Genomic DNA, 17,701 nt, shown 5'->3' on the forward strand with positions numbered 1-17,701 from the left:
CTAGCTCCATCCAGGGGATATTTCGGCATCTAACGACTTAGAATTGTCGACAAAGTCACCGGCCGTGAGGCTGCCATAGAACTCATTAATGGCGAGCAGCTCGTCGTGCGTGCCCTGAGCGATCACTTCACCGCCGTGCAATACCACCACCCGGTCGGCTTCGCGAATCGTCGACAGCCGGTGCGCGATGACCAGCAACGCGCACTCCTGCGTGGCCCGCCGGATGGCCCGGTGCAGCGCCCGTTCGTTCACCGGGTCGAGATGCGCCGTCGGTTCGTCGAGAAGCAGCAGCTCAGGGCGGCTGATCAGAGCTCTGGCCAGTGCGATGCGCTGGCGTTCCCCGCCGGACAACGCGCGGCCGCGTTCACCGAGCGGGGTGTCCAGACCTGCCGGTAGCCGTGCCACGAGGTCGCGGAGGTTGGCGAGCTCCAGCACTTCGTGAAGATCGCCGTCGGAGGCGTCGGGCGCCGAGTAACGAAGATTGTCGCGAAGGGTGCCGTTCAACACCGGGGAATCCTGGTCGACCAGCGCGATTCGGCCACGCCATTGGTGGCGCGAGAATGCCCGGATGTCCACGCCGTTTGTCAGCAACGCGCCCGAGGTGGGCTCATAGAACCGTTCGATCAGCGAGAACAGTGTCGACTTGCCCGCGCCGGACAGTCCGGCCAGAGCGACGTGCGAGCGCGGCTCGACGGTGAACGACACGCCGCGCAGCACCGGGCGGTCGCGGTAGCGGAACCAGACGTCGCGGAACTCGAGGGCGATCGCGGCCCGCTCGGGCACCGCGGCGCCCGAGGCGTCCTCGACCGGCAACGACTGCGCCTCGGCGACCCTGCCCAGCGCGCCCATGCCCTTCTGCAGCAGCCCGACGCCCTGCAGCACCGAGGTGAAGGGGATCACCAGGTAGGTGGCGTAGAGCAGGAACGCCATCAGGTCGCCGACCGACGCCGCGTCCTTCGCGACCCGCGTGCCACCGACCAGCAGCACGACGAGCAGGGATCCGCGCATCGCCAGTTCGACGGCCGGGCTCATCACGGAGGTGATCCGCGCGGCCCGCACCCCCGCGGCACACGCCTGCTCGGCGCGGCGCCCGATGAGTTCCTCCTCACGTTCCTCCGCACGGCACGCGCGCACCGTGCGCAACGCTCCGAGCGCGCGCTCCAGGTCAGCTGTCATGTCACCGACGCCGCGCTGCATCTGCTCACCCGCGGCCCGCAGTCTGCCGAGCAGGGAGTACACGACCACCGCCGCGACGACGACCGTCGCCATGACCCAGGCGAACAGCACCGGGTCGATCAGCAGCATCAGCACGACCGTGCCCACCCCGGTGAGCGTGCCGGTGATCAGCTGGACCGACGCGGTGGAGACCACCTCGCGCAGCACCGTCGTGTCGGTGCCGGCCCGCGACATCAGGTCACCGACCCGGTGCTCGTCGAACTCCTTCATGCGCAAGCGGAGCAGCCGTGCCACGAGCCGGCGGCGCATGCCGAGGACGACCCGCTCTCCCGTGCGCTCCAACAGGAACAGCCCGACGCCGTCGACGCACGCCTGCACAGCGAACAACGCCGCCATCGCCACCGGCAGCCGCCACGACAAGGACGTCGTCGCGGCCGCGTCGACGGCCTGGCGCAGCAACTGCGGTTGCAGCAGTCCGAGCCCGGCCGCCACCAACGTCGCCGTGACGGCCAGCGCGAGCGCGCGAACGTGCCCGGAGGCCAGCCGGAACAGGTCGAGCGTCCTCATACCGTCATCAGCGGCCGGAAGTACCGCGCGGGCAGGTTCTCGTCGACCGGCACGCCGTCCGCCTCGACCCACGCGTGCGCCCCGAACGGCGGCATGACCCGCACCCCGGCGCACCACGTCGGCCAGCTGCCGGACATCCGGCACAGCACCACCACGGCCACGGACCTCGGCAGACACCCCTGCGGACCGAGGCAGCGCAGGCTCACCGCGAGCACCGCGTCCCGCGCCTGGCTGGCGGTCTCGTACCCGGCGGGCCGGGCCCCGCGGCGCAGCACGCCGAGCACCTGACGCAGCCGGCGCGGGGTGAGCTTCGCCAGCGGGAACGCCGCGGCGACCGCGAGCCGGGCGGCGACCCGGCGCCCGAACGGGACACCGGCCGGTCGGGTCAGTGAGCTCGGAGTGGTCACGCCGTCACCAGCCCGGCGTCGCGCAGCCCGCTCACCAGCGCCGACACGTCCTGGCGCGCCTGCGCCTCCTCGACCTCGTACGTGGAGGTCAGCGCGGTGACGGCGGCGTCCTCGTCGGCGCCGTCGAGCAACGCCCGCACGACGACCACGCCGGTCGGGTTGAGCTGCCAGTAGCGCCCGGTGCGCTCGTCGAGCAGCACCTGGCCGTAGTCGGTGTCCGCCACCGAGATGTCATCACGCAGCCGCATGGTCCGCTCCCTGGTCGAGGCTGCGCAGCCACACCTCGCAGCCGATCGTCGAGTACAAGATCGCCGAGCGGAGCTCGGGGGTGTCCGGCCGCAGCGCGAGCTCGGTCAGCCTGCGCCGGTCGACCAGCCCGAGCTCGGCGAGTTTCGAGCCCTCCCACAGTTCGACGAGGTCACCGCGGTGCCTGCGCAGACCGGCGGAGGCCTCCAGCGACGCCTGCGCCTTGTTCGTGCGTGCCAGGCAGTCGTCCGGGACGATCCCGCGCATCGCTTCGGTGAGCACGGGCTTGTAGCGCCACGGCGTGACGCGTTCCGCCGGCCGCACCGAGAGACACGCCTCGATCACCCGGTCGTCCAGGAACGGGGACTGGATCGGCAGCCCGGCGCGTGCGCTCATCTGCTCCCACTGCCGGATGATGCGCGTGCAGGACAGGATGGCTTCCAGGTCGCCGTGCTCACCTCTGGTGCGCCCCAGCGGTTCCGCCGTCACCGCGGCCTCGCGCAGCGCGTCGCGGGCGAGCGCGTGCGCCTCCGGGGTGACCCAGTCGAACAGGCGCGGCCCGCTGCCCCAGCCGAGCATCCCGGTCACGGTCGGTTCGCGCCCGGCGCGGAGGTTGTCCGCCTCGTTCGCGAGCCACGCCCGGTAGGACCGCGAGTCGGCCAGCGCCGCGATCGCCGGCCGCAGCGGCCAGTGGAACAACGCCCGGAACGCCCGCAGCTGGCGGATCGCGAACAACGGCCGGCTGCGCAGCAGCGAGTGGTAGTGCGCCTCGGAACACCAGGCGACGTGGTCACCGCCGATGCCGGTCAGCCGGACACGGCATCCCTTGTCCGCCAAGCCGTTCAGGTCTTCGAGCAACCGCCGGCGGTCCATCACCCCGATGGTCGGCTCGTCCATCGGGTCGTCCACGCCCAGCAGGTTCTCGTACACCAGCGGGATGCGTTCGGCGGGCCAGACGACGTGCTCGACCGCGGGCAGGTGCGCCGCCGCCCGGCGCGCCCACGCGACGTCCTCGTCGACCGGGTCGAGCGAGGGCCACGTGCTGGCCACGATCCGCGCCCGTGAGCGAGCCGCGAGGAAGGTGATCGACGTGGAGTCGAGGCCACCGGACAGGTCGCACGCGACGGTCCCGCCCTGGCGTGTCCGCACGTCGACGGCTTGCGCGAGAGCATCCCTGATCAGGGGAACGGACTCGGCGAGGCCACGCACCGGTGCCGGGTTGTGCCACCACCTGGTGATCCGTGCGCGGTCGCCGTCGAGCAGCAGCGCGCTGCCGGGCGGTACGCACTCCACACCGCGCCACATCGTCCGTTCCAGCAACGGATGCGGTGTCGGGAACAGCAACCGCACGGCGAGGCTCTGCTCGTCGAGCGGCGCTTCGCCCAGCACGTCGGCCCGGTCGGCGGCGACCACGACGTCGCCGATCCTGCGGTGGAACACCAGCCGCAGCCCGGAGGCCGTGCCCTGGACCCGGCACCGCCCGTCCAGCGAGGCGACGAGGTGGAAGCTGCCCGCGAGCGTTCTCGCGAGCTCGTCGAGGTGGGCGAGGTCGCGCAACCCGGCGGCCGCGCGCTCCAGCTCCACAGCGCTGACCGGGCACCATCCGATCACCGCCAGCCGCACGTCCCCCACCGCCGCGACGGTGATCTCGTCGTCGCTCCAGCGCCCGACGAGCCACGGACGTCCCGACGCGTGGGTGAGCGTTCTCGGCGCACCACTGCGGCGGGCCACGGCGAGCGCGGCCTCGTGGTCGGGTAGGACCACGAAGTGCGACTCGCCGCGGCCCTGCGAGCCTTGGTCAGGCATCGGCTTCGCGGTGGTGTCGCGTCAGTTCTTGCTGAGGATCAGCCGGTCGTTGCCGGACCTGCCGAGCAGGCCCGTCTGCGCTTCGAACGTGCCGAGGTCGATCAGCTGCGGGGTTTCGTACATGGTTCGCACCTCTCCTGGTGAGGATCTTCGGTTCAGCGCGCGCAGACCGAACGTAACGAGAGGGCCGAACCGGTGACCAGGCGAAACGGCTTCCGCTTCCGGCAGTTGCCGCAAGCGGAAAACGGGTTTAGGAGAGGTGTTCGAGGAGAAGGGCGCTCGCCGCCTCGGGGATCTCCTCGGGAATCCAGTGGCTGACGTCCTCGACCATCTCGAACCGGTACGGCCCGGTGCACCACTTCTCGGTCTCGAAGGCGGCGGCCGACCCGAACGCGACGTCCTCGGTGCTCCACACGTACATGGTCTTCACGCTGACCTTGTCCGCGGCGCCGTGCGGCCTGCCCGCGCGGTACCAGTTCAGCGCGGCCGTGAGCGCGCCCGGCTCGGACAGCCGCTGGACGTACTCCTCGACGTGCGACGGCCGGACCCGCCACTCGAACATCTGCTTCAGGGCGTGCGCGTCGTTGTCGAGCATGCGCTTCTCGGTGCTGCGCTCGCGCCAGTCGAGCATGTACTGCGAGCGCATCCGCTGCTCCTCGTCGGACTGCAACGCGGTCTTGAGCGCACCGGGGTGCGGCGTCGAGAAGACGCTGAGGGTGCGCAGGCGGCCGGGGTGCTCGATGGCGGTCCACCAGGCGACGGCGCCACCCCAGTCGTGGCCGACCAGGTCGAACGTGCCCCAGCCCAGCGCGTCCGCCAGCGCGATCACGTCACCGACCAGGTGCGTGACCGTGTACTCGGACGCCTGCTCCGGGCGCACGCCGGGGGAGTAGCCGCGCTGGTCGGGTGCGACCGCGCGGTAGCCGTTCACGCCGAGCACCGCGACCTGGTGCTCCCACTCGATGGCGGCCTCGGGGAACCCGTGCAGCAGCAGTACCGGGCGGCCGTCCTCGGGGCCGGACGCGATGGCGTCGAAGGTGCCTGCCTCGGTGGGGATGCTGAGGTGTTCGATCACGGGTTCGAACCCTACTGCGTGAGCTCCGCCGAGACGTCCCACAGGCGTGGTGCCACGTCGGCGTCCCGCGCCTTCGCGGAGCGGCCGACTCGGGCCTGGTGTGACCTGGCTCTCATCGGGCGAGCCGAACGGCGTGGCCTCACGAATCCCCCGTGTGCATCCGCATGTCGACGTGTTGAAACCACCGGCCGGTACGAACGCCGTTGTGCTCGTGCTGCACGGCGGACGAGAACACGGCACCGGACCCGTCCGGCGCCACAACCTCGCCTACCTGCGGATGGTTCCGCTGGCCCGCGCGTTGCGGGCACCTGGCGTCGAGGTCTGGAACCTGCGTTACCGCGTCCGCGGCTGGAACGCGCCGAGCCTCGATCCGGTCAAGGACGCGCGGTGGGCGCTCGACCGGATCACCGAGTTGCATCCGGGCACACCGGTCGTGCTCGTCGGCCACTCCATGGGCGGCCGGACGGCGCTGCGTGTTGCCGGCCACCCGAGCGTGGTGGCGGTGTGCGCGCTCGCGCCGTGGCTCGTGCCCGGCGAGCCGTTCGAACAGTTGAAGGGCAAGTCGCTGCTCATCGCGCACGGTGACCAGGAGCGGATGACCGACCCGGCCAGGTCGCTCCTGTTCGCGCGGCAGGCCAAGACCGTGACCGACCGGGTCGCACGGTTCAGCGTCGTCGGCGACGGCCACGCGATGCTCAGGCGGGCGAAGGACTGGACGCGGCTCGTCGTCGACTTCGTGCACGGTGAGCTCGGGCTCGAACCGGTGGCACCGGATATCGCGAATGCGATGCGAGAGGCCTCGCCGCGAGGTCTCGACGTGCCGTTGGGAGGCTCGCGTGGCTGAGGTCGCCGTCATCGGAGCAGGGGTTGCCGGGCTCACGGCCGCCTATGTGCTGCAACGCAAGCACGACGTCACGCTGTTCGAGGCCGACGACCGGCTCGGCGGCCACGCGCACACGCACGACCTCGGCGGCGTGGCCGTCGACTCCGGGTTCATCGTCCACAACGAACGGACCTACCCGAACCTGATCCGGCTCTTCCGCGAGCTCGGCGTGTCCACTCAGGACTCCGAGATGTCGCTGAGCGTCCGGTGCGACGGCTGCGGCCTCGAGTACGCGGGCGCGAAGAAGCTGCCGGGGTTGTTCGCCCGCCCCGGCAACGCCGTCAACCCCGGTTACCTGCGCATGCTCAGCGAGATCACGCGCTTCTACCGGCACGCCCAGCGCGTGCTCGACCACGACGAGGCGCACGACGTCACGCTCGGCGCGTTCCTGGTGATCGGCGGGTACAGCGGGTACTTCGTCGACCACTTCATCATCCCGCTGGTCAGCGCCGTGTGGTCGTCCGGCGCGGCGCTGAGCATGAAGTACCCGGCCTGGTACCTGTTCGAGTTCCTCGCCAACCACGGCATGCTCTCGATCGGCGGCACTCCACAGTGGAAGACCGTCGCCGGCGGTTCGCGCACGTACGTCGACCGTGCGGTGAAGAACCTGCGCGCCGTCCACGTGAGCACGCCCATCAGGGCCGTCACGCGCACCGGCACCGGCGTGGAGATCCGCGACGAGAACAACGTGCCGCACACCGCGGACCACGTCGTCATCGCCACGCACCCGGACCAGGCGCTCGGCCTGCTCGCCGACCCGACGCGCGAGGAGAAGGAGGTGCTGGGCGCGTTCCAGTACTCGCGCAACGAGACCTGGCTGCACACCGACGCCTCGATCCTGCCGCGCTCGACCGGCGCGCGGGCGTCGTGGAACCTCTACAAGCGAGCCTGCCGGGAAGCCGACGACCAGGTCCCGGTCAGCTACCACATGAACCGGTTGATGCGGCTCGACGACCCGCGCGACTTCGTCGTCACGCTCAACCCGCACGACGTCGACCCCGGCCGGGTCCTCGCGCGGATGACCTACGAGCACCCGACCTACACGCCGGAGTCCGTTGCGGCGCAACGACGTCTGCCCGAGATCAATACCGCGGTCACCGCCTACGCCGGCGCGTACCACGGCTGGGGCTTCCACGAGGACGGCTGCGCGTCCGGCGTGCGCGCGGCGAAGCACTTCGGGGTCGACTGGTGATCTACGACGTCGTCATCACCCACACCCGCCGCGAGCTGATCGAACGGGCGTTCAGCCACCGCGCGTACATGTGGCTCGTCGACCTCGCCGAGTTACCGCGCCTGCCCTGGTGGGCACGGCCGTTCGCGCGCTTCGAATCCCGCGACCACTTCGGCTCACCCGGCCGCGGCATCAGGGAGAACCTCGCCGCGTGGCTGGCCGATCGCGGGATCGACCTCGGCGGCGGGCAGGTCCTGATGCTCGCCAACGCCCGTGTGCTCGGCTACGTCTTCAACCCGCTGTCCGTGTACTGGTGCCACGACGCTTCGGGAGAGCTCGTGTGCGTGGTCGCGGAGGTGCACAACACCTACGGCGGACGGCATTGCTACCTGCTGCGCACCGACGGCGAGGGCAGGGCGACAGCCGGCAAGGAGTTCTACGTCTCCCCGTTCCTCGAGGTCGACGGCCACTACGTGATGAGACTGCCGAAACCGGGGGACCAGCTGTCCGTGACGATCGCGTTGCGGCAGAACGGGAAGACGACCTTCAGCGCCACGATGAAGGGCACCCGCGGCTCAGGGCTGCGGATGCTGCTCAGACGGCCGCTGATGCCCCAGCGCGTGTCCGCGTTGATCCGCCGTCACGGCATCGCGCTCTATCTCAGGCGCGTCCCGATCATCCCCAGGAGTGATGGATGAGCACGTTGTCCCTGCCCCGCCCGAACCAGGGCGTCTGGCCTGGGCTGTTCACGGCGCCGCGCTCGTCGATGCGCGCCAGGATCGCCGAGTCGCTGTTCCGCAACGCCGTGCGCTCGCTGCCGGTGACCGTGCTGCTGCCCGGCGGCGCGACCTGGGGCGCGGGCGGCCCGGTCATGCGGCTGGTGCGGCCCGCGGAGTTCTTCCACCGGCTCGGCGCCGACGCCAAGATCGGCTTCGGTGAGGCCTACATGGTGGGCGACTGGGACTCCGACGAGCTCGCGGACGTGCTCTCGGCGTTCGCGGCGCGGTTGTCGACCCTCATCCCGCCCGGCCTGCAGCGGATGCGGCGGTGGGCCGAGCGCCGGCAGACCGAGGTCAACGACGTCGCGGGCTCACGTCAGAACATCCACCGGCACTACGACCTGTCGAACGAGCTGTTCGCGACGTTCCTCGACGAGACGATGACGTACTCCTCGGCGTTGTTCGACAGCCCGGACGTCGACCTGCGCACGGCCCAGCTGCGCAAGATCGACGGCGTGCTCGACTACGCGGGCGTCCGGGACGGCTCGCGGGTGCTGGAGAGCGGCACGGGCTGGGGCGCGCTGGCCATCCGCGCCGCCCAGAGGGGTGCCACGGTCACGTCGCTGACGATCTCGGCGGAACAGCGGAAGCTGGCGCTGGACCGGGTGAGGGACGCGGGCCTCGGCGATCGGGTGACCGTCGAGCTGCGCGACTACCGGGAGGAACACGGGCAGTACGACGCCGTCGTCAGCGTCGAGATGATCGAGGCGGTCGGCGCGGAGTACTGGCCCGACTACTTCTCGATGCTCGACCGCGTGCTCGCGCCGGGCGGCCGCGTGGGGCTGCAGGCGATCACCATGCCGCACGACCGCATGATCGCGAGCAAGGCCAGCTACACCTGGATCCACAAGTACATCTTCCCCGGCGGGCTCATCCCGTCGGTGCGGTCGATCGAGGAGTCGGTGCGCGACCACACCCGGCTGCGGATCGTCGAGACGCGGTCGTTCGGCGACGACTACGCCGAGACCCTCCGCCGCTGGCGCGAAACGTTCCTCACCCGGTGGGACGAGGTGCGACAGCTCGGCTTCGACGACACGTTCCGCCGGATGTGGGAGTTCTACCTGGCCTATTCGGAGGCCGGTTTCCGCGTCGGCTACCTCGGGGTCCAGCAATTCGGCATGGCCGAAAGACTGGGCCGTTAGGACCAGGTTTTACCCCAAAAGGGTGCTGGTCGCCCCATCCGGCTGGACTTCGTGGTCCTCTTGCAAGCAAGCGGTATCAAACGGCTCGCTGCGGTCTCTTCTTCAGTGAAGCCCCAAGTGTCGCTGTAGTGAGGAGGTCGCCGGGATGGTTCTACCCACAGCCGTGCGGTCCGGTGGCGGTGTCGCGGTTCTCTCGCCCGTTGAAGACGCAGAGACCTGGAACCAGCCAACGGTGCCCATGCGCCGTCGGGTGCTCCAAGCACCGATCTCCAGCCAATGGCTCGCCGAAGCCGAGTTCACCGACCTCGTCGACGCCGCTCTCACCGGAGACAGACGGGCGGTCGAGCACCTGCTCGGCCGGATCCAGCCGCTGATCGTGCGCTACTGCCGCGCACGGGTCGGCGGCCGCGAGCGCACGCTGGTGTCGGCCGAGGACATCGCGCAGGAGGTCTGCGTGGCGGTCCTCGGCGCACTGTCCAAGTACCGCTACGAGCCGGGGTCGTTCCTCGCCTTCGTCTACGGCATCGCCGCGCACAAGGTCGCCGACGCCCGCCGCCGCGCCGTCCGCAACCGCGCCGAGGTCGTGCCGGAGCTGCCGGACTGCCCGTCCCTGGACACGGGCCCGGAGCAGCACGCGGTCAACGGCGAGATGATGGCCCAGGTCACGCGGCTGCTGCACAAGCTGCCGGCCCGCCAGCGCGAGATCCTCGTGCTGCGGGTGGCCGTCGGCCTGTCCGCCGAGGAGGTCGCGCTGGCCGTCGAGTCGACGCCCGGTGCCGTGCGGGTGGCCCAGCACCGCGCGCTCACCCGGATGCGGGAGATGATCGCGGAAGAGGGTTAGCCACGTCCGGGAACCTCGCGGCCACGGCGGTGGCCAGGACCAGCGCGCCGAGCACGAGCAACGCCGGGCCGCCACCCACCGCGCCCGCGAGGAAGCCTCCGAGCACCGGTGCCAGCGGCGTCAGCACGCGGCTGGCCATGGTGGCGATGCCGTCCAGCCGGCCCATCATGTCCTCGGGGACCAGTTCCGTGTAGAGCGCGGACACCACCACGTTGATCAACGGGGTGACCACGGCGGTGACCGCCAGCGGCACGAACGGCCAGAAGACGCCGAACGGCAGCGCCATCGCGAGAGTGCAGAGGCCGAAGACCGCGAGCACCACGATCATGAGCTTGCCGGCCGCGAGGGTGACACGGGGCGCGACCAGCGAGCCGAGGATTCCGCCCACGCCGATGCCCGCGAACACCACACCCGTGTCGAGCGCGGTGCCGCCGCGTTCCCCCACCAGCACGATCACCGGCAGCAGCGTGGCGCCGCCGAGCAGGTTCAGCACGAGGAAGACGGCGGTGAGGTCACGCAGGCTCCGCCGGTGCCAGAGCCAGGCGCCCGCTTCCTTGATGTCAAGGTGCATCTTCTGGCGTGGCCGCTGTTCGGCGCGTGCGGGGATCTTGGCGAACCAGGCGCAGACCGCGGCCACGGCGAACGTGACGGCGTCGACGACGAACGGCACCGCTCGCCCGGCGGCCATGAGGAGCGCGCCCAGCGGCGGTCCGGCGACCCGTGCCGCGTGCCCGCGTGCCTCTTCCTGCGCGTAGGCGGTCTTGAGCTGGTCCTTCGGCACCACGGCCTGGATCGCGGTCGTGCGCGCGGGCGTGGAGAACGCCGTGCACACGCCGTCGACGACCGCCAGGAGGAGGAAGACCGCGATGGGGGCGCGATCGACGAGGATCGCGACGGCCAGCGCGGCCGCGGCGCCCGCCTGGACCGTCTGGCTCCACACGAGCGTCGCCCTGCGGTCCCAGCGGTCGATCCACACCCCGGCCGGCACGAGGGCGATGATCAGCGCGGCGGCCCGCACGCCGCCGACCGCGCCCGCCCAGAACGGCGAGCCGGTGAGCGCGATGATCAGCAGCGGTGCCGCGAGCGCGGTGGTCGTGGTGCCGAGCTGCGAGACGGCGCCGCCGAACCACAGCAGCTGAAACTGGACGTTTTTCCTGAGCGGAACCCCCATGGCCGTCGTTTCTAACGCATGATCGCCCGTATCTGGTGGCAAAGTTCATGCATGGCTGAGCCCGACTACGACGTGTTGCTCACCGGCACCGTCTTCCTCGACATCATCTTCACCGGCCTGCCCCGCCCACCGGCCGCGGGCACGGAGGTGTGGGCCGATGGCCTCGGGTCGTGTCCCGGCGGGATCGCGAACCTCGCGGTGGCGTTGCGCCGGCTGGAGCTCAGGACCGCGCTGGCGGCGGCGTTCGGCGAGGACGCGTACGGCGACTTCTGCTGGGACGTGCTGGCCGAGCAGGAGGGCGTCGACCTCTCTTACTGCCGCCGCTTCTACGGCTGGCATTCGCCGGTGACCGTGTCCATGGCGATGGAGCGTGACCGCTCGATGGTCACGCACGGCCACAAGGCGCCCGTCATCGCGGACGACCTGTTCAACCCGCCGCCGTCCACACGGGCGTGCTTCGTGCACATCCAGGCGGACGACGAGCAATGGGTGCGCACGGCGAAGGAGAACGGCGCGAAGCTCTTCGCCGACATCGGCTGGGACCGCACCGGAGCGTGGTCGCCGGAGTTGCTGCGCCGGCTCGACGGTTATGACGTGTTCCTCCCGAATCATGTGGAGGCGCAGGGCTACACGCGCACCGACACGCCGGAGGCCGCGGCGCGCCGGCTCGCCGAGCACGTGCCCGTGGTGGTGGTCACACGCGGGGGTGGGGGAGCGGTCGCGGTCGACAGCTCTACCGGCGAGTGCGTGGACGTGCCGGGGCTCAACGTCGCGCAGCTCGACGCGACAGGTGCCGGTGACGTGTTTGGCGCGGGGTTCGTGATGGGCACTCTGGCCGGGTGGCCGCTCGAACACCGGGTGCGGTTCGCGAACCTGTGCGCCGCACTGTCAGTGCAACATTTCGGCGGTTCGCTGTCCTCGCCCGGCTGGGGAGACATCGCGGTCTGGTGGCGGACGGTGAGCAGGCGACCGGACGAAGAACTGTCGCGCTACGGGTTCCTCGACGATCTCTTGCCCGACCACACGGGCGTCGAGGTGCGGCGGGCCAGCCCGACGATCGGACTGCGGTTGCTCCGGTAGGTTGAAAACAGTCGATCAGCGGACGCAACCTCGTGGGCCTCTCGCGCGACTTAACAAGTAGAGATCTCTGGGGTTTGTTCGGAAGGAGTTGCGGGTTGTTCGCCGCACGCGCGTCAGGCTTGGTCAAGTTGCTGGGGTTGTGCCTGACGGCGGGTGTGCTCCTCGCCGCGATGGTGTTCCCGTTCGTCGGAGGTCTCGGGCTCGCGTCCAACCGCGCGGCCGACACCGTCGACCAGACGTCGGGGGATCTCGCGAAGGGTGAGCTTCCGCTGGTCACCACCATCCAGGACATGAACGGCGACCCGATCGCGTACCTGTACGACCAGTACCGCATCCCGCTGGAGTCCAAGGACATCTCGGACACCATGAAGCTCGCGATCCTCGCCATCGAGGACAAGCGCTTCTACGACCACCAGGGCGTCGACTGGCAGGGCATCGCCCGTGCCGCCGCCAAGGCCGGTGTGGACGGTGGGGCGACGCAGGGCGCGTCGACGCTCACCCAGCAGTACGTGAAGAACTACATCGCGTTCGTGCTCGGCGCCGACAACGAGCAGGAGGCCTGGGAGAAGGCCACCGAGGCCACCATCGGCCGCAAGCTGCGCGAGGCGCGCGTCGCGCTGCAGCTCGAGCGGCAGATGAGCAAGGAAGAGATCCTCACCGGCTACCTCAACATCGTGCCACTGGGCAACCAGACCTACGGTGTCGGTGCCGCCGCCAAGGCGTACTTCAACACGACCGCCGACAAGCTGACGGTCCCGCAGGCCGCACTGCTCGCCGCGATCGCGAACCGCCCGTCGTCGCTCAACCCTGGCGCCTCCCCGGAGAAGGCGCTGGAGCGCCGCAACATCGTCATCGACAAGATGCGCGAGAACGGCGCGTTCGGCACCGACGAGAACGAGGCCAAGACGAAGGCCGAGGAGTTCAAGGCGCAGCCGCTCGGCGTCGTCGAGGACCTGCAGATCCTGCCCAAGGGCTGCGTCGGCGCCGGTGACGGCCCGATCTACGGCTTCTTCTGCTCCTACCTGCTCGACTACCTGCGCGAGTCCGGCATCACGAACAAGCAGCTGCAGCGCGGCGGCCTCACCATCAAGACCACGATGGACCCGAAGGCCACCAAGGCCGCGAAGCTGTCGGCCGAGCAGCAGGTGCCGAAGACCCAGAACGGCGTCGCGAACGTCATGTCCGTCGTCCAGCCGGGCACCGACAAGCACCGCGTGCGTGCCCTCGTCGCCTCCCGCGACTACGGCAACAAGGCCGAACTCGGCCAGGTCGCCCGCCCGGTGCCCGCCGAGGTCCTCCCGTTCGGCCCCGGCTCGGTGAACAAGGTCTTCACCGCCGCCTCGGCCCTGGAGCAGGGCAAAACCGGCATCGACAGGCAGATCGACGTCCCGAAGACCTATTCCTCGCGGGTCTACCCGAACGGCAACAAGGCGTGGGTGGTGGAGAACGCGGGCAACTACAGCGACAAGATGACGCTGACCCAGGCGCTTGCCCAGTCGCCGAACACGGGCTTCGTGATCCTGCAGGAGCAGGCCGGGCTCAGCAACGTCGTCGACATGGCCTACCGCCTGGGCATGCGCGAAACCCTCCAGGGCTCGAACCGTGCCGGTGAGCCCCTCAAGGAGGACAAGTCCAACGGCCCGTCCCAGGGCGACTGGACGAAGCAGAACAACGCGGGCTCCTACACCCTCGGCCCCGGCGCCACCAGCGTCCTGGAGCTGGCGAACGTCGCCGCCACCATTGTCTCCGGCGGCACCTGGTGCCCGCCCACCCCGGTGGAACAGGTCCTCGACCGCCACGGCAAGCCGATGCCGCTCAAGGAACTGCCCTGCGAGCAGGCCGTGAACACCGACCTGGCCAACTCGCTGGCGCAGGGCATGTCCCACGACACCACGGGCAGCGGCACGGCGGCCGACGCCGCGCGTTCCACCGGCTGGACCCGACCGGCCATCGGCAAGACGGGTACGACCGAGGAGCACAAGTCGGTCGCCTTCATGGCCGCCACCCCGCAGTACGCGGGCGCCGTCATGACCTACGCCGACGGCAACCGCCCCGAGGTGATCTGCGCGAACCCGATCCGGCTCTGCGGCGGCAGCTCGCAGGGCGTGTTCGGTGGCCAGGTGGCGGCACCCACGTGGTTCAACGCCATGAAGGCGATCCACGAGGGTCTGCCGGTGGTGCCGCTCCCGCCCGCCGCCGCCAGGTACAAGTAACCACCGCTCGGCCCAGGGCCGTCGGACGCCAGGTGCGTCCGGCGGCCCTTTGCTTTGCGCGTGGGACCGGTGGGCACGGGCTCGCGATCAGTGACCGCCTGCACACCGGGTGACCTCTCCGCGGGGGCGTGACCCCGTTATCGCCAGCCGCCAGCCGAGGCCGTACGAGGCGATGCGTTGTGCCCAAACGGTTCCAGCCACGTGAAGTAACCACTCGACCACGCTCACCGCCGCCCGGCGTCCTGAAACCTTTCACGATAAAGCGACTGACCAGTACAGATACCAAGAACGGCATTGGTTCAAAACGCGGTAATCAAACACCGTACGGTTCGGCTACTCAAAGTGACAAACAGTGGGCCTAGTCACCCGATCCCCCAGATCGCTTGCCCGTGCCGGTGACGTGAGGTTACGTTCTGCGCCGCATGTCACGGTTCGATAACTGCAAGGACACGGATCTTCCCCCGAAACGGTCCAGTCCATCACCGGGCCCCCGAAGCCCGCAGCCAGGTCCCCGACACCAGGCGAAGCGCAGTCGTCGAACTCCCCCGAGTGCATGGAGGCAGTTTTGGCACGGCATCGTGCGAAGGGTCCGCTGGTCGACGTCATCACCAAGGTGGACCTGGACCGCAAGAAGGCCGTCGCGGCGGTCGTCGCCGCAGGCGCCCTCGCGGGCGCTGGTTTCGCCCAGGCGGCGACCACGGTCACGCCGGTAGACCGCATCGTCCCCGTTGCGGCCACCAAGACCCTGGCGGCGGCTATGACCGGCCAGCAGCAGGGCATCCAGACGATCCATTCGGTCGACACCGGCGCTGAGACGCGCAAGCTGCTGCAGGCCGAGCAGATCCAGGCGCAGTTCCACGTCCGCGAGGCGCTCAAGTCCGCGGAGGGCGCGTACGTCAAGCGCCAGGAGGCCGCCAAGGCCGAGCAGGCCCGTGTCGCCGCCGAGCGGGCCCGCATCGCCGCCGAGGAGGAGGCGAAGCGCCCGAAGACTGTCCGGCCGGCCCAGGGGTCGTTCACGTCCGGGTTCGGTGCGCGCTGGGGCACCAGCCACAACGGCATCGACATCGCGAACGCCATCGGCACGCCGATCGTCTCCGTCATGGACGGCACCGTGATCGAGGCCGGGCCCGCGTCCGGGTTCGGGCTGTGGGTGCGGGTCCAGCACGACGACGGCACCATCACCGTCTACGGCCACATGAACACGATCGACGTCCCGCAGGGCGCGAGGGTCAAGGCCGGCCAGCAGATCGCGACGATCGGCAACCGCGGTCAGTCGACCGGGCCGCACCTGCACTTCGAGGTCTGGGTCGGCGGTGGGCAGAAGGTCAACCCGGTGGGCTGGCTCGCCGCTCGCGGCGTGACGCTCTAGTCGTTTCAGGTGGCCTTCGCCCATAGTTCGACGTTCGGGCGGGTGCCGCGAGGCGCCCTGCTGAGCGCCGGAAGGCGCGGTGAAGGCTGCCGGTCACCGCTTTAGTCGTTTCAGGTGGGCTTGCGCCAGTAGCCGCACGACCACGAAAAGTGCCGATAGTCTCCGGCCACGCCGCCGCGCACCAGGCGCGGCGGCGTGGAGACCGGAGCCGCGCCAGTGATCTACCGCAGCCCCCTGCCGGCGGTGGCCGTTCCGGAACGCACGGTCCCCGACCACGTTCTGGACCACGCACGGCACAACGACCAGGTCGCGCTCGTGGACGCGGTCACGGGTGAGGCGCTCACGTACGCCGAACTCGCGGCTCAGGTCACCCGAACGGCCAAAGGCCTTGTCGCGAACGGGATCAAGCCCGGTGACACCGTCGCGATCGCGAGCCCGAACCGGCCCCGGTACGCCGTCGGCCTGCACGCGGTCATGGCCGCGGGCGCGACGGCCGCGCTCATCAACCCGGTTCTCACACCCAAAGAAGCCGGACGACTCAAGGCCCTCGCGAACGTCACCGCGACGCTCGACCTCGACGACCTCCCCGCGAGCGACAGCGCGACGCTGCCGCGCACCGACCCTGGCAGCACGGCGGCGGTCCTGTTCTCCAGCGGTACCACGGGTCTCACCAAGGCCGTCCGGCTGAGCCACCGCGCGCTCGTCGCGAACCTGGAGCAGCACCGCCCCGGCTGGCGCATCGACTCCACCGACGTGCTCGCCGCGAACCTGCCGTTCTTCCACATCTACGGCTTCACGATCATCCTCAACTCCGGTCTGCTCGGCGGCGCCCGGCTCGTCACGATGCCCCGCAGCGACGCCGGCACCTACCTGCGACGCCTCGCCGAACACCGCGTCACGCGGGCGTTCCTGGTGCCACCGCTCGCCACCGCGATCGCGGACCACCGCGAACAGCCGCCGGAACTCGCCCTCAAGCTCGTGCTCTGCGGGGCCGCCCCGCTCGACGACGCCATCCGCCAGGCCGCCGAACGCACGCTGCGAGCGCCCGTCCGCCAGGGCTACGGCCTGACGGAAGCCGGTGGTACGCACCAGACATTCGACGGCGACCTGGAATCCGATCCCACGAGCGTCGGCGTGCTCTGTCCCGGTACCGAAGCGCGCATCGTCGAGCCGGGGACGACCGTGGACGCGGCAGAGGGCGAGATGCTCATCCGCGGCCCGCAGGTCATGGACGGCTACCTCGGCGACGAGCAGGCGACGCGCGAAGCGTTCGTGGACGGCTGGCTGCGCACCGGAGACCTCGTGCGCGTCCGCGACGGCCGGTTCCACGTCGTCGACCGGATCAAGGAAATGATCAAGTACAAGGGCTACCAGATCGCGCCCGCCGAGCTGGAGGCCTTGCTGCGCAGGCATCCCGCCGTGCTTGACGCCGCGGTGACCGGTGCGCCCGATCGGGTCAACGGCGAGATCCCCAAAGCGTTCGTCGTGAGGCAGGGCGACGTCACGGCGGAGGAGCTGATGGCGTTCGTGGCCGCGGAGGTGGCGCCCTACAAGAAGGTGCGCCAGGTCGAGTTCGTGCCCGAGATACCGAAGTCCGTCTCCGGCAAGATCCTTCGGCGGCTGCTGAAGGACACCCCCGGCGGATTCACCCCGGTGGAGCAGTCCGCGGATCTTTCGGCCGAATCATGACCGGAGAACTCGATCACGTCTCCGGTACCTTGATCACGCGGACGGATCACTGAGAACTTTTTCTCGATTAGTGCGTACGTAAGACC

The 17,701-nt window shown here is 70.0% G+C and carries 16 protein-coding genes; 9 read left to right on the forward strand and 7 right to left on the reverse strand.

From position 1 onward, the window contains the following. The 6 genes from ACRSBM_RS10270 to ACRSBM_RS10295 form a co-directional block, all read right to left on the reverse strand. Nucleotides 1-1,743 carry an ABC transporter ATP-binding protein gene (locus ACRSBM_RS10270; protein WP_434442355.1) on the reverse strand — a complete coding sequence of 581 codons (1,743 nt, stop codon included), beginning with the start codon at nucleotides 1,741-1,743 and terminating at the stop codon, nucleotides 1-3. Further along, complete coding sequence (locus tag ACRSBM_RS10275; protein WP_434442358.1) at nucleotides 1,740-2,150, reverse strand: lasso peptide biosynthesis B2 protein; 411 nt, start codon at nucleotides 2,148-2,150, stop codon at nucleotides 1,740-1,742. Before ACRSBM_RS10275 ends, ACRSBM_RS10270 begins: the two co-directional genes overlap by 4 nt. Next, on the reverse strand, nucleotides 2,147-2,398 hold the full coding sequence (locus ACRSBM_RS10280; RefSeq protein WP_434442360.1) for a lasso peptide biosynthesis PqqD family chaperone: 252 nt from the start codon (nucleotides 2,396-2,398) through the stop codon (nucleotides 2,147-2,149). Before ACRSBM_RS10280 ends, ACRSBM_RS10275 begins: the two co-directional genes overlap by 4 nt. Next, nucleotides 2,385-4,202 carry a lasso peptide isopeptide bond-forming cyclase gene (locus tag ACRSBM_RS10285; protein WP_434442362.1) on the reverse strand — a complete coding sequence of 606 codons (1,818 nt, stop codon included), beginning with the start codon at nucleotides 4,200-4,202 and terminating at the stop codon, nucleotides 2,385-2,387. Before ACRSBM_RS10285 ends, ACRSBM_RS10280 begins: the two co-directional genes overlap by 14 nt. A gap of 21 nt (nucleotides 4,203-4,223) precedes the next feature. Further along, on the reverse strand, nucleotides 4,224-4,325 hold the full coding sequence (locus ACRSBM_RS10290) for a keywimysin-related RiPP (RefSeq protein ID WP_434442364.1): 102 nt from the start codon (nucleotides 4,323-4,325) through the stop codon (nucleotides 4,224-4,226). A gap of 127 nt (nucleotides 4,326-4,452) precedes the next feature. Beyond that, the gene (locus ACRSBM_RS10295; protein ID WP_434442366.1) at nucleotides 4,453-5,277 is read right to left on the reverse strand and encodes an alpha/beta fold hydrolase; all 825 of its coding nucleotides are present in this window, start codon (nucleotides 5,275-5,277) and stop codon (nucleotides 4,453-4,455) included. Nucleotides 5,278-5,449: 172 nt separating this feature from the next. Between ACRSBM_RS10295 and ACRSBM_RS10300 the strand changes: the two genes are divergently transcribed. The 5 genes from ACRSBM_RS10300 to shbA all read left to right on the forward strand — a co-directional run bounded on the left by ACRSBM_RS10300 (nucleotide 5,450) and on the right by shbA (nucleotide 10,093). Further along, nucleotides 5,450-6,121, forward strand: coding sequence for an alpha/beta hydrolase (locus tag ACRSBM_RS10300; RefSeq protein WP_434442368.1), 672 nt, complete (start codon nucleotides 5,450-5,452; stop codon nucleotides 6,119-6,121). Continuing rightward, nucleotides 6,114-7,352, forward strand: coding sequence for an NAD(P)/FAD-dependent oxidoreductase (locus tag ACRSBM_RS10305; RefSeq protein WP_434442370.1), 1,239 nt, complete (start codon nucleotides 6,114-6,116; stop codon nucleotides 7,350-7,352). The genes ACRSBM_RS10300 and ACRSBM_RS10305 overlap by 8 nt, the downstream gene beginning before the upstream one ends. Then, nucleotides 7,349-8,029: a DUF1365 domain-containing protein gene (locus ACRSBM_RS10310; protein WP_434442372.1), complete on the forward strand. Its 681-nt coding sequence runs from the start codon at nucleotides 7,349-7,351 to the stop codon at nucleotides 8,027-8,029. Before ACRSBM_RS10305 ends, ACRSBM_RS10310 begins: the two co-directional genes overlap by 4 nt. Continuing rightward, a complete protein-coding gene (locus ACRSBM_RS10315) occupies nucleotides 8,026-9,252 on the forward strand; it encodes a class I SAM-dependent methyltransferase (RefSeq protein ID WP_434442374.1) in 1,227 nt (408 codons plus the stop codon). The genes ACRSBM_RS10310 and ACRSBM_RS10315 overlap by 4 nt, the downstream gene beginning before the upstream one ends. 238 nt (nucleotides 9,253-9,490) lie before the next feature. Further along, nucleotides 9,491-10,093, forward strand: coding sequence for an RNA polymerase sigma factor ShbA (shbA, locus tag ACRSBM_RS10320; RefSeq protein ID WP_434442377.1), 603 nt, complete (start codon nucleotides 9,491-9,493; stop codon nucleotides 10,091-10,093). Here the strand turns inward: shbA and ACRSBM_RS10325 are convergent. Next, nucleotides 10,056-11,264, reverse strand: a complete 1,209-nt coding sequence (locus tag ACRSBM_RS10325) for an MFS transporter (protein WP_434442379.1) — start codon at nucleotides 11,262-11,264, stop codon at nucleotides 10,056-10,058. The two genes, shbA and ACRSBM_RS10325, sit on opposite strands and share 38 nt — an antisense overlap. A gap of 51 nt (nucleotides 11,265-11,315) precedes the next feature. Here ACRSBM_RS10325 and ACRSBM_RS10330 point away from each other — a divergent pair, with 51 nt between their 5' ends. From ACRSBM_RS10330 to ACRSBM_RS10345, 4 genes are all read left to right on the forward strand, one after another. Further along, nucleotides 11,316-12,344 (forward strand): carbohydrate kinase family protein, encoded by a 1,029-nt coding sequence (locus tag ACRSBM_RS10330; protein ID WP_434442381.1) that lies wholly within the window; start codon nucleotides 11,316-11,318, stop codon nucleotides 12,342-12,344. Nucleotides 12,345-12,439: 95 nt separating this feature from the next. Continuing rightward, nucleotides 12,440-14,557, forward strand: coding sequence for a transglycosylase domain-containing protein (locus tag ACRSBM_RS10335; protein ID WP_434442384.1), 2,118 nt, complete (start codon nucleotides 12,440-12,442; stop codon nucleotides 14,555-14,557). Nucleotides 14,558-15,122: 565 nt separating this feature from the next. Then, nucleotides 15,123-15,926 carry a M23 family metallopeptidase gene (locus ACRSBM_RS10340; RefSeq protein WP_434442387.1) on the forward strand — a complete coding sequence of 268 codons (804 nt, stop codon included), beginning with the start codon at nucleotides 15,123-15,125 and terminating at the stop codon, nucleotides 15,924-15,926. Nucleotides 15,927-16,142: 216 nt separating this feature from the next. Further along, nucleotides 16,143-17,615 (forward strand): AMP-binding protein, encoded by a 1,473-nt coding sequence (locus ACRSBM_RS10345; RefSeq protein WP_434442389.1) that lies wholly within the window; start codon nucleotides 16,143-16,145, stop codon nucleotides 17,613-17,615. Nucleotides 17,616-17,701 lie beyond the last annotated feature (86 nt).

Origin of the sequence: Lentzea xerophila, assembly GCF_051094245.1 — a bacterium.
Taxonomy (GTDB): Bacteria; Actinomycetota; Actinomycetes; order Mycobacteriales; family Pseudonocardiaceae; genus Lentzea; species Lentzea xerophila.

Bases quoted from the DNA above. Each gene is read 5' to 3' on its own strand.
- ACRSBM_RS10270 (WP_434442355.1), bottom strand. From the start codon at position 1,743: ATGAGGACGCTCGACCTGTTCCGGCTGGCCTCCGGGCACGTTCGCGCG.
- ACRSBM_RS10280 (WP_434442360.1), bottom strand. From the start codon at position 2,398: ATGCGGCTGCGTGATGACATCTCGGTGGCGGACACCGACTACGGCCAG.
- ACRSBM_RS10285 (WP_434442362.1), bottom strand. From the start codon at position 4,202: ATGCCTGACCAAGGCTCGCAGGGCCGCGGCGAGTCGCACTTCGTGGTC.
- ACRSBM_RS10290 (WP_434442364.1), bottom strand. From the start codon at position 4,325: ATGTACGAAACCCCGCAGCTGATCGACCTCGGCACGTTCGAAGCGCAG.
- ACRSBM_RS10315 (WP_434442374.1), top strand. From the start codon at position 8,026: ATGAGCACGTTGTCCCTGCCCCGCCCGAACCAGGGCGTCTGGCCTGGG.
- shbA (WP_434442377.1), top strand. From the start codon at position 9,491: ATGCGCCGTCGGGTGCTCCAAGCACCGATCTCCAGCCAATGGCTCGCC.
- ACRSBM_RS10325 (WP_434442379.1), bottom strand. From the start codon at position 11,264: ATGGGGGTTCCGCTCAGGAAAAACGTCCAGTTTCAGCTGCTGTGGTTC.
- ACRSBM_RS10330 (WP_434442381.1), top strand. From the start codon at position 11,316: ATGGCTGAGCCCGACTACGACGTGTTGCTCACCGGCACCGTCTTCCTC.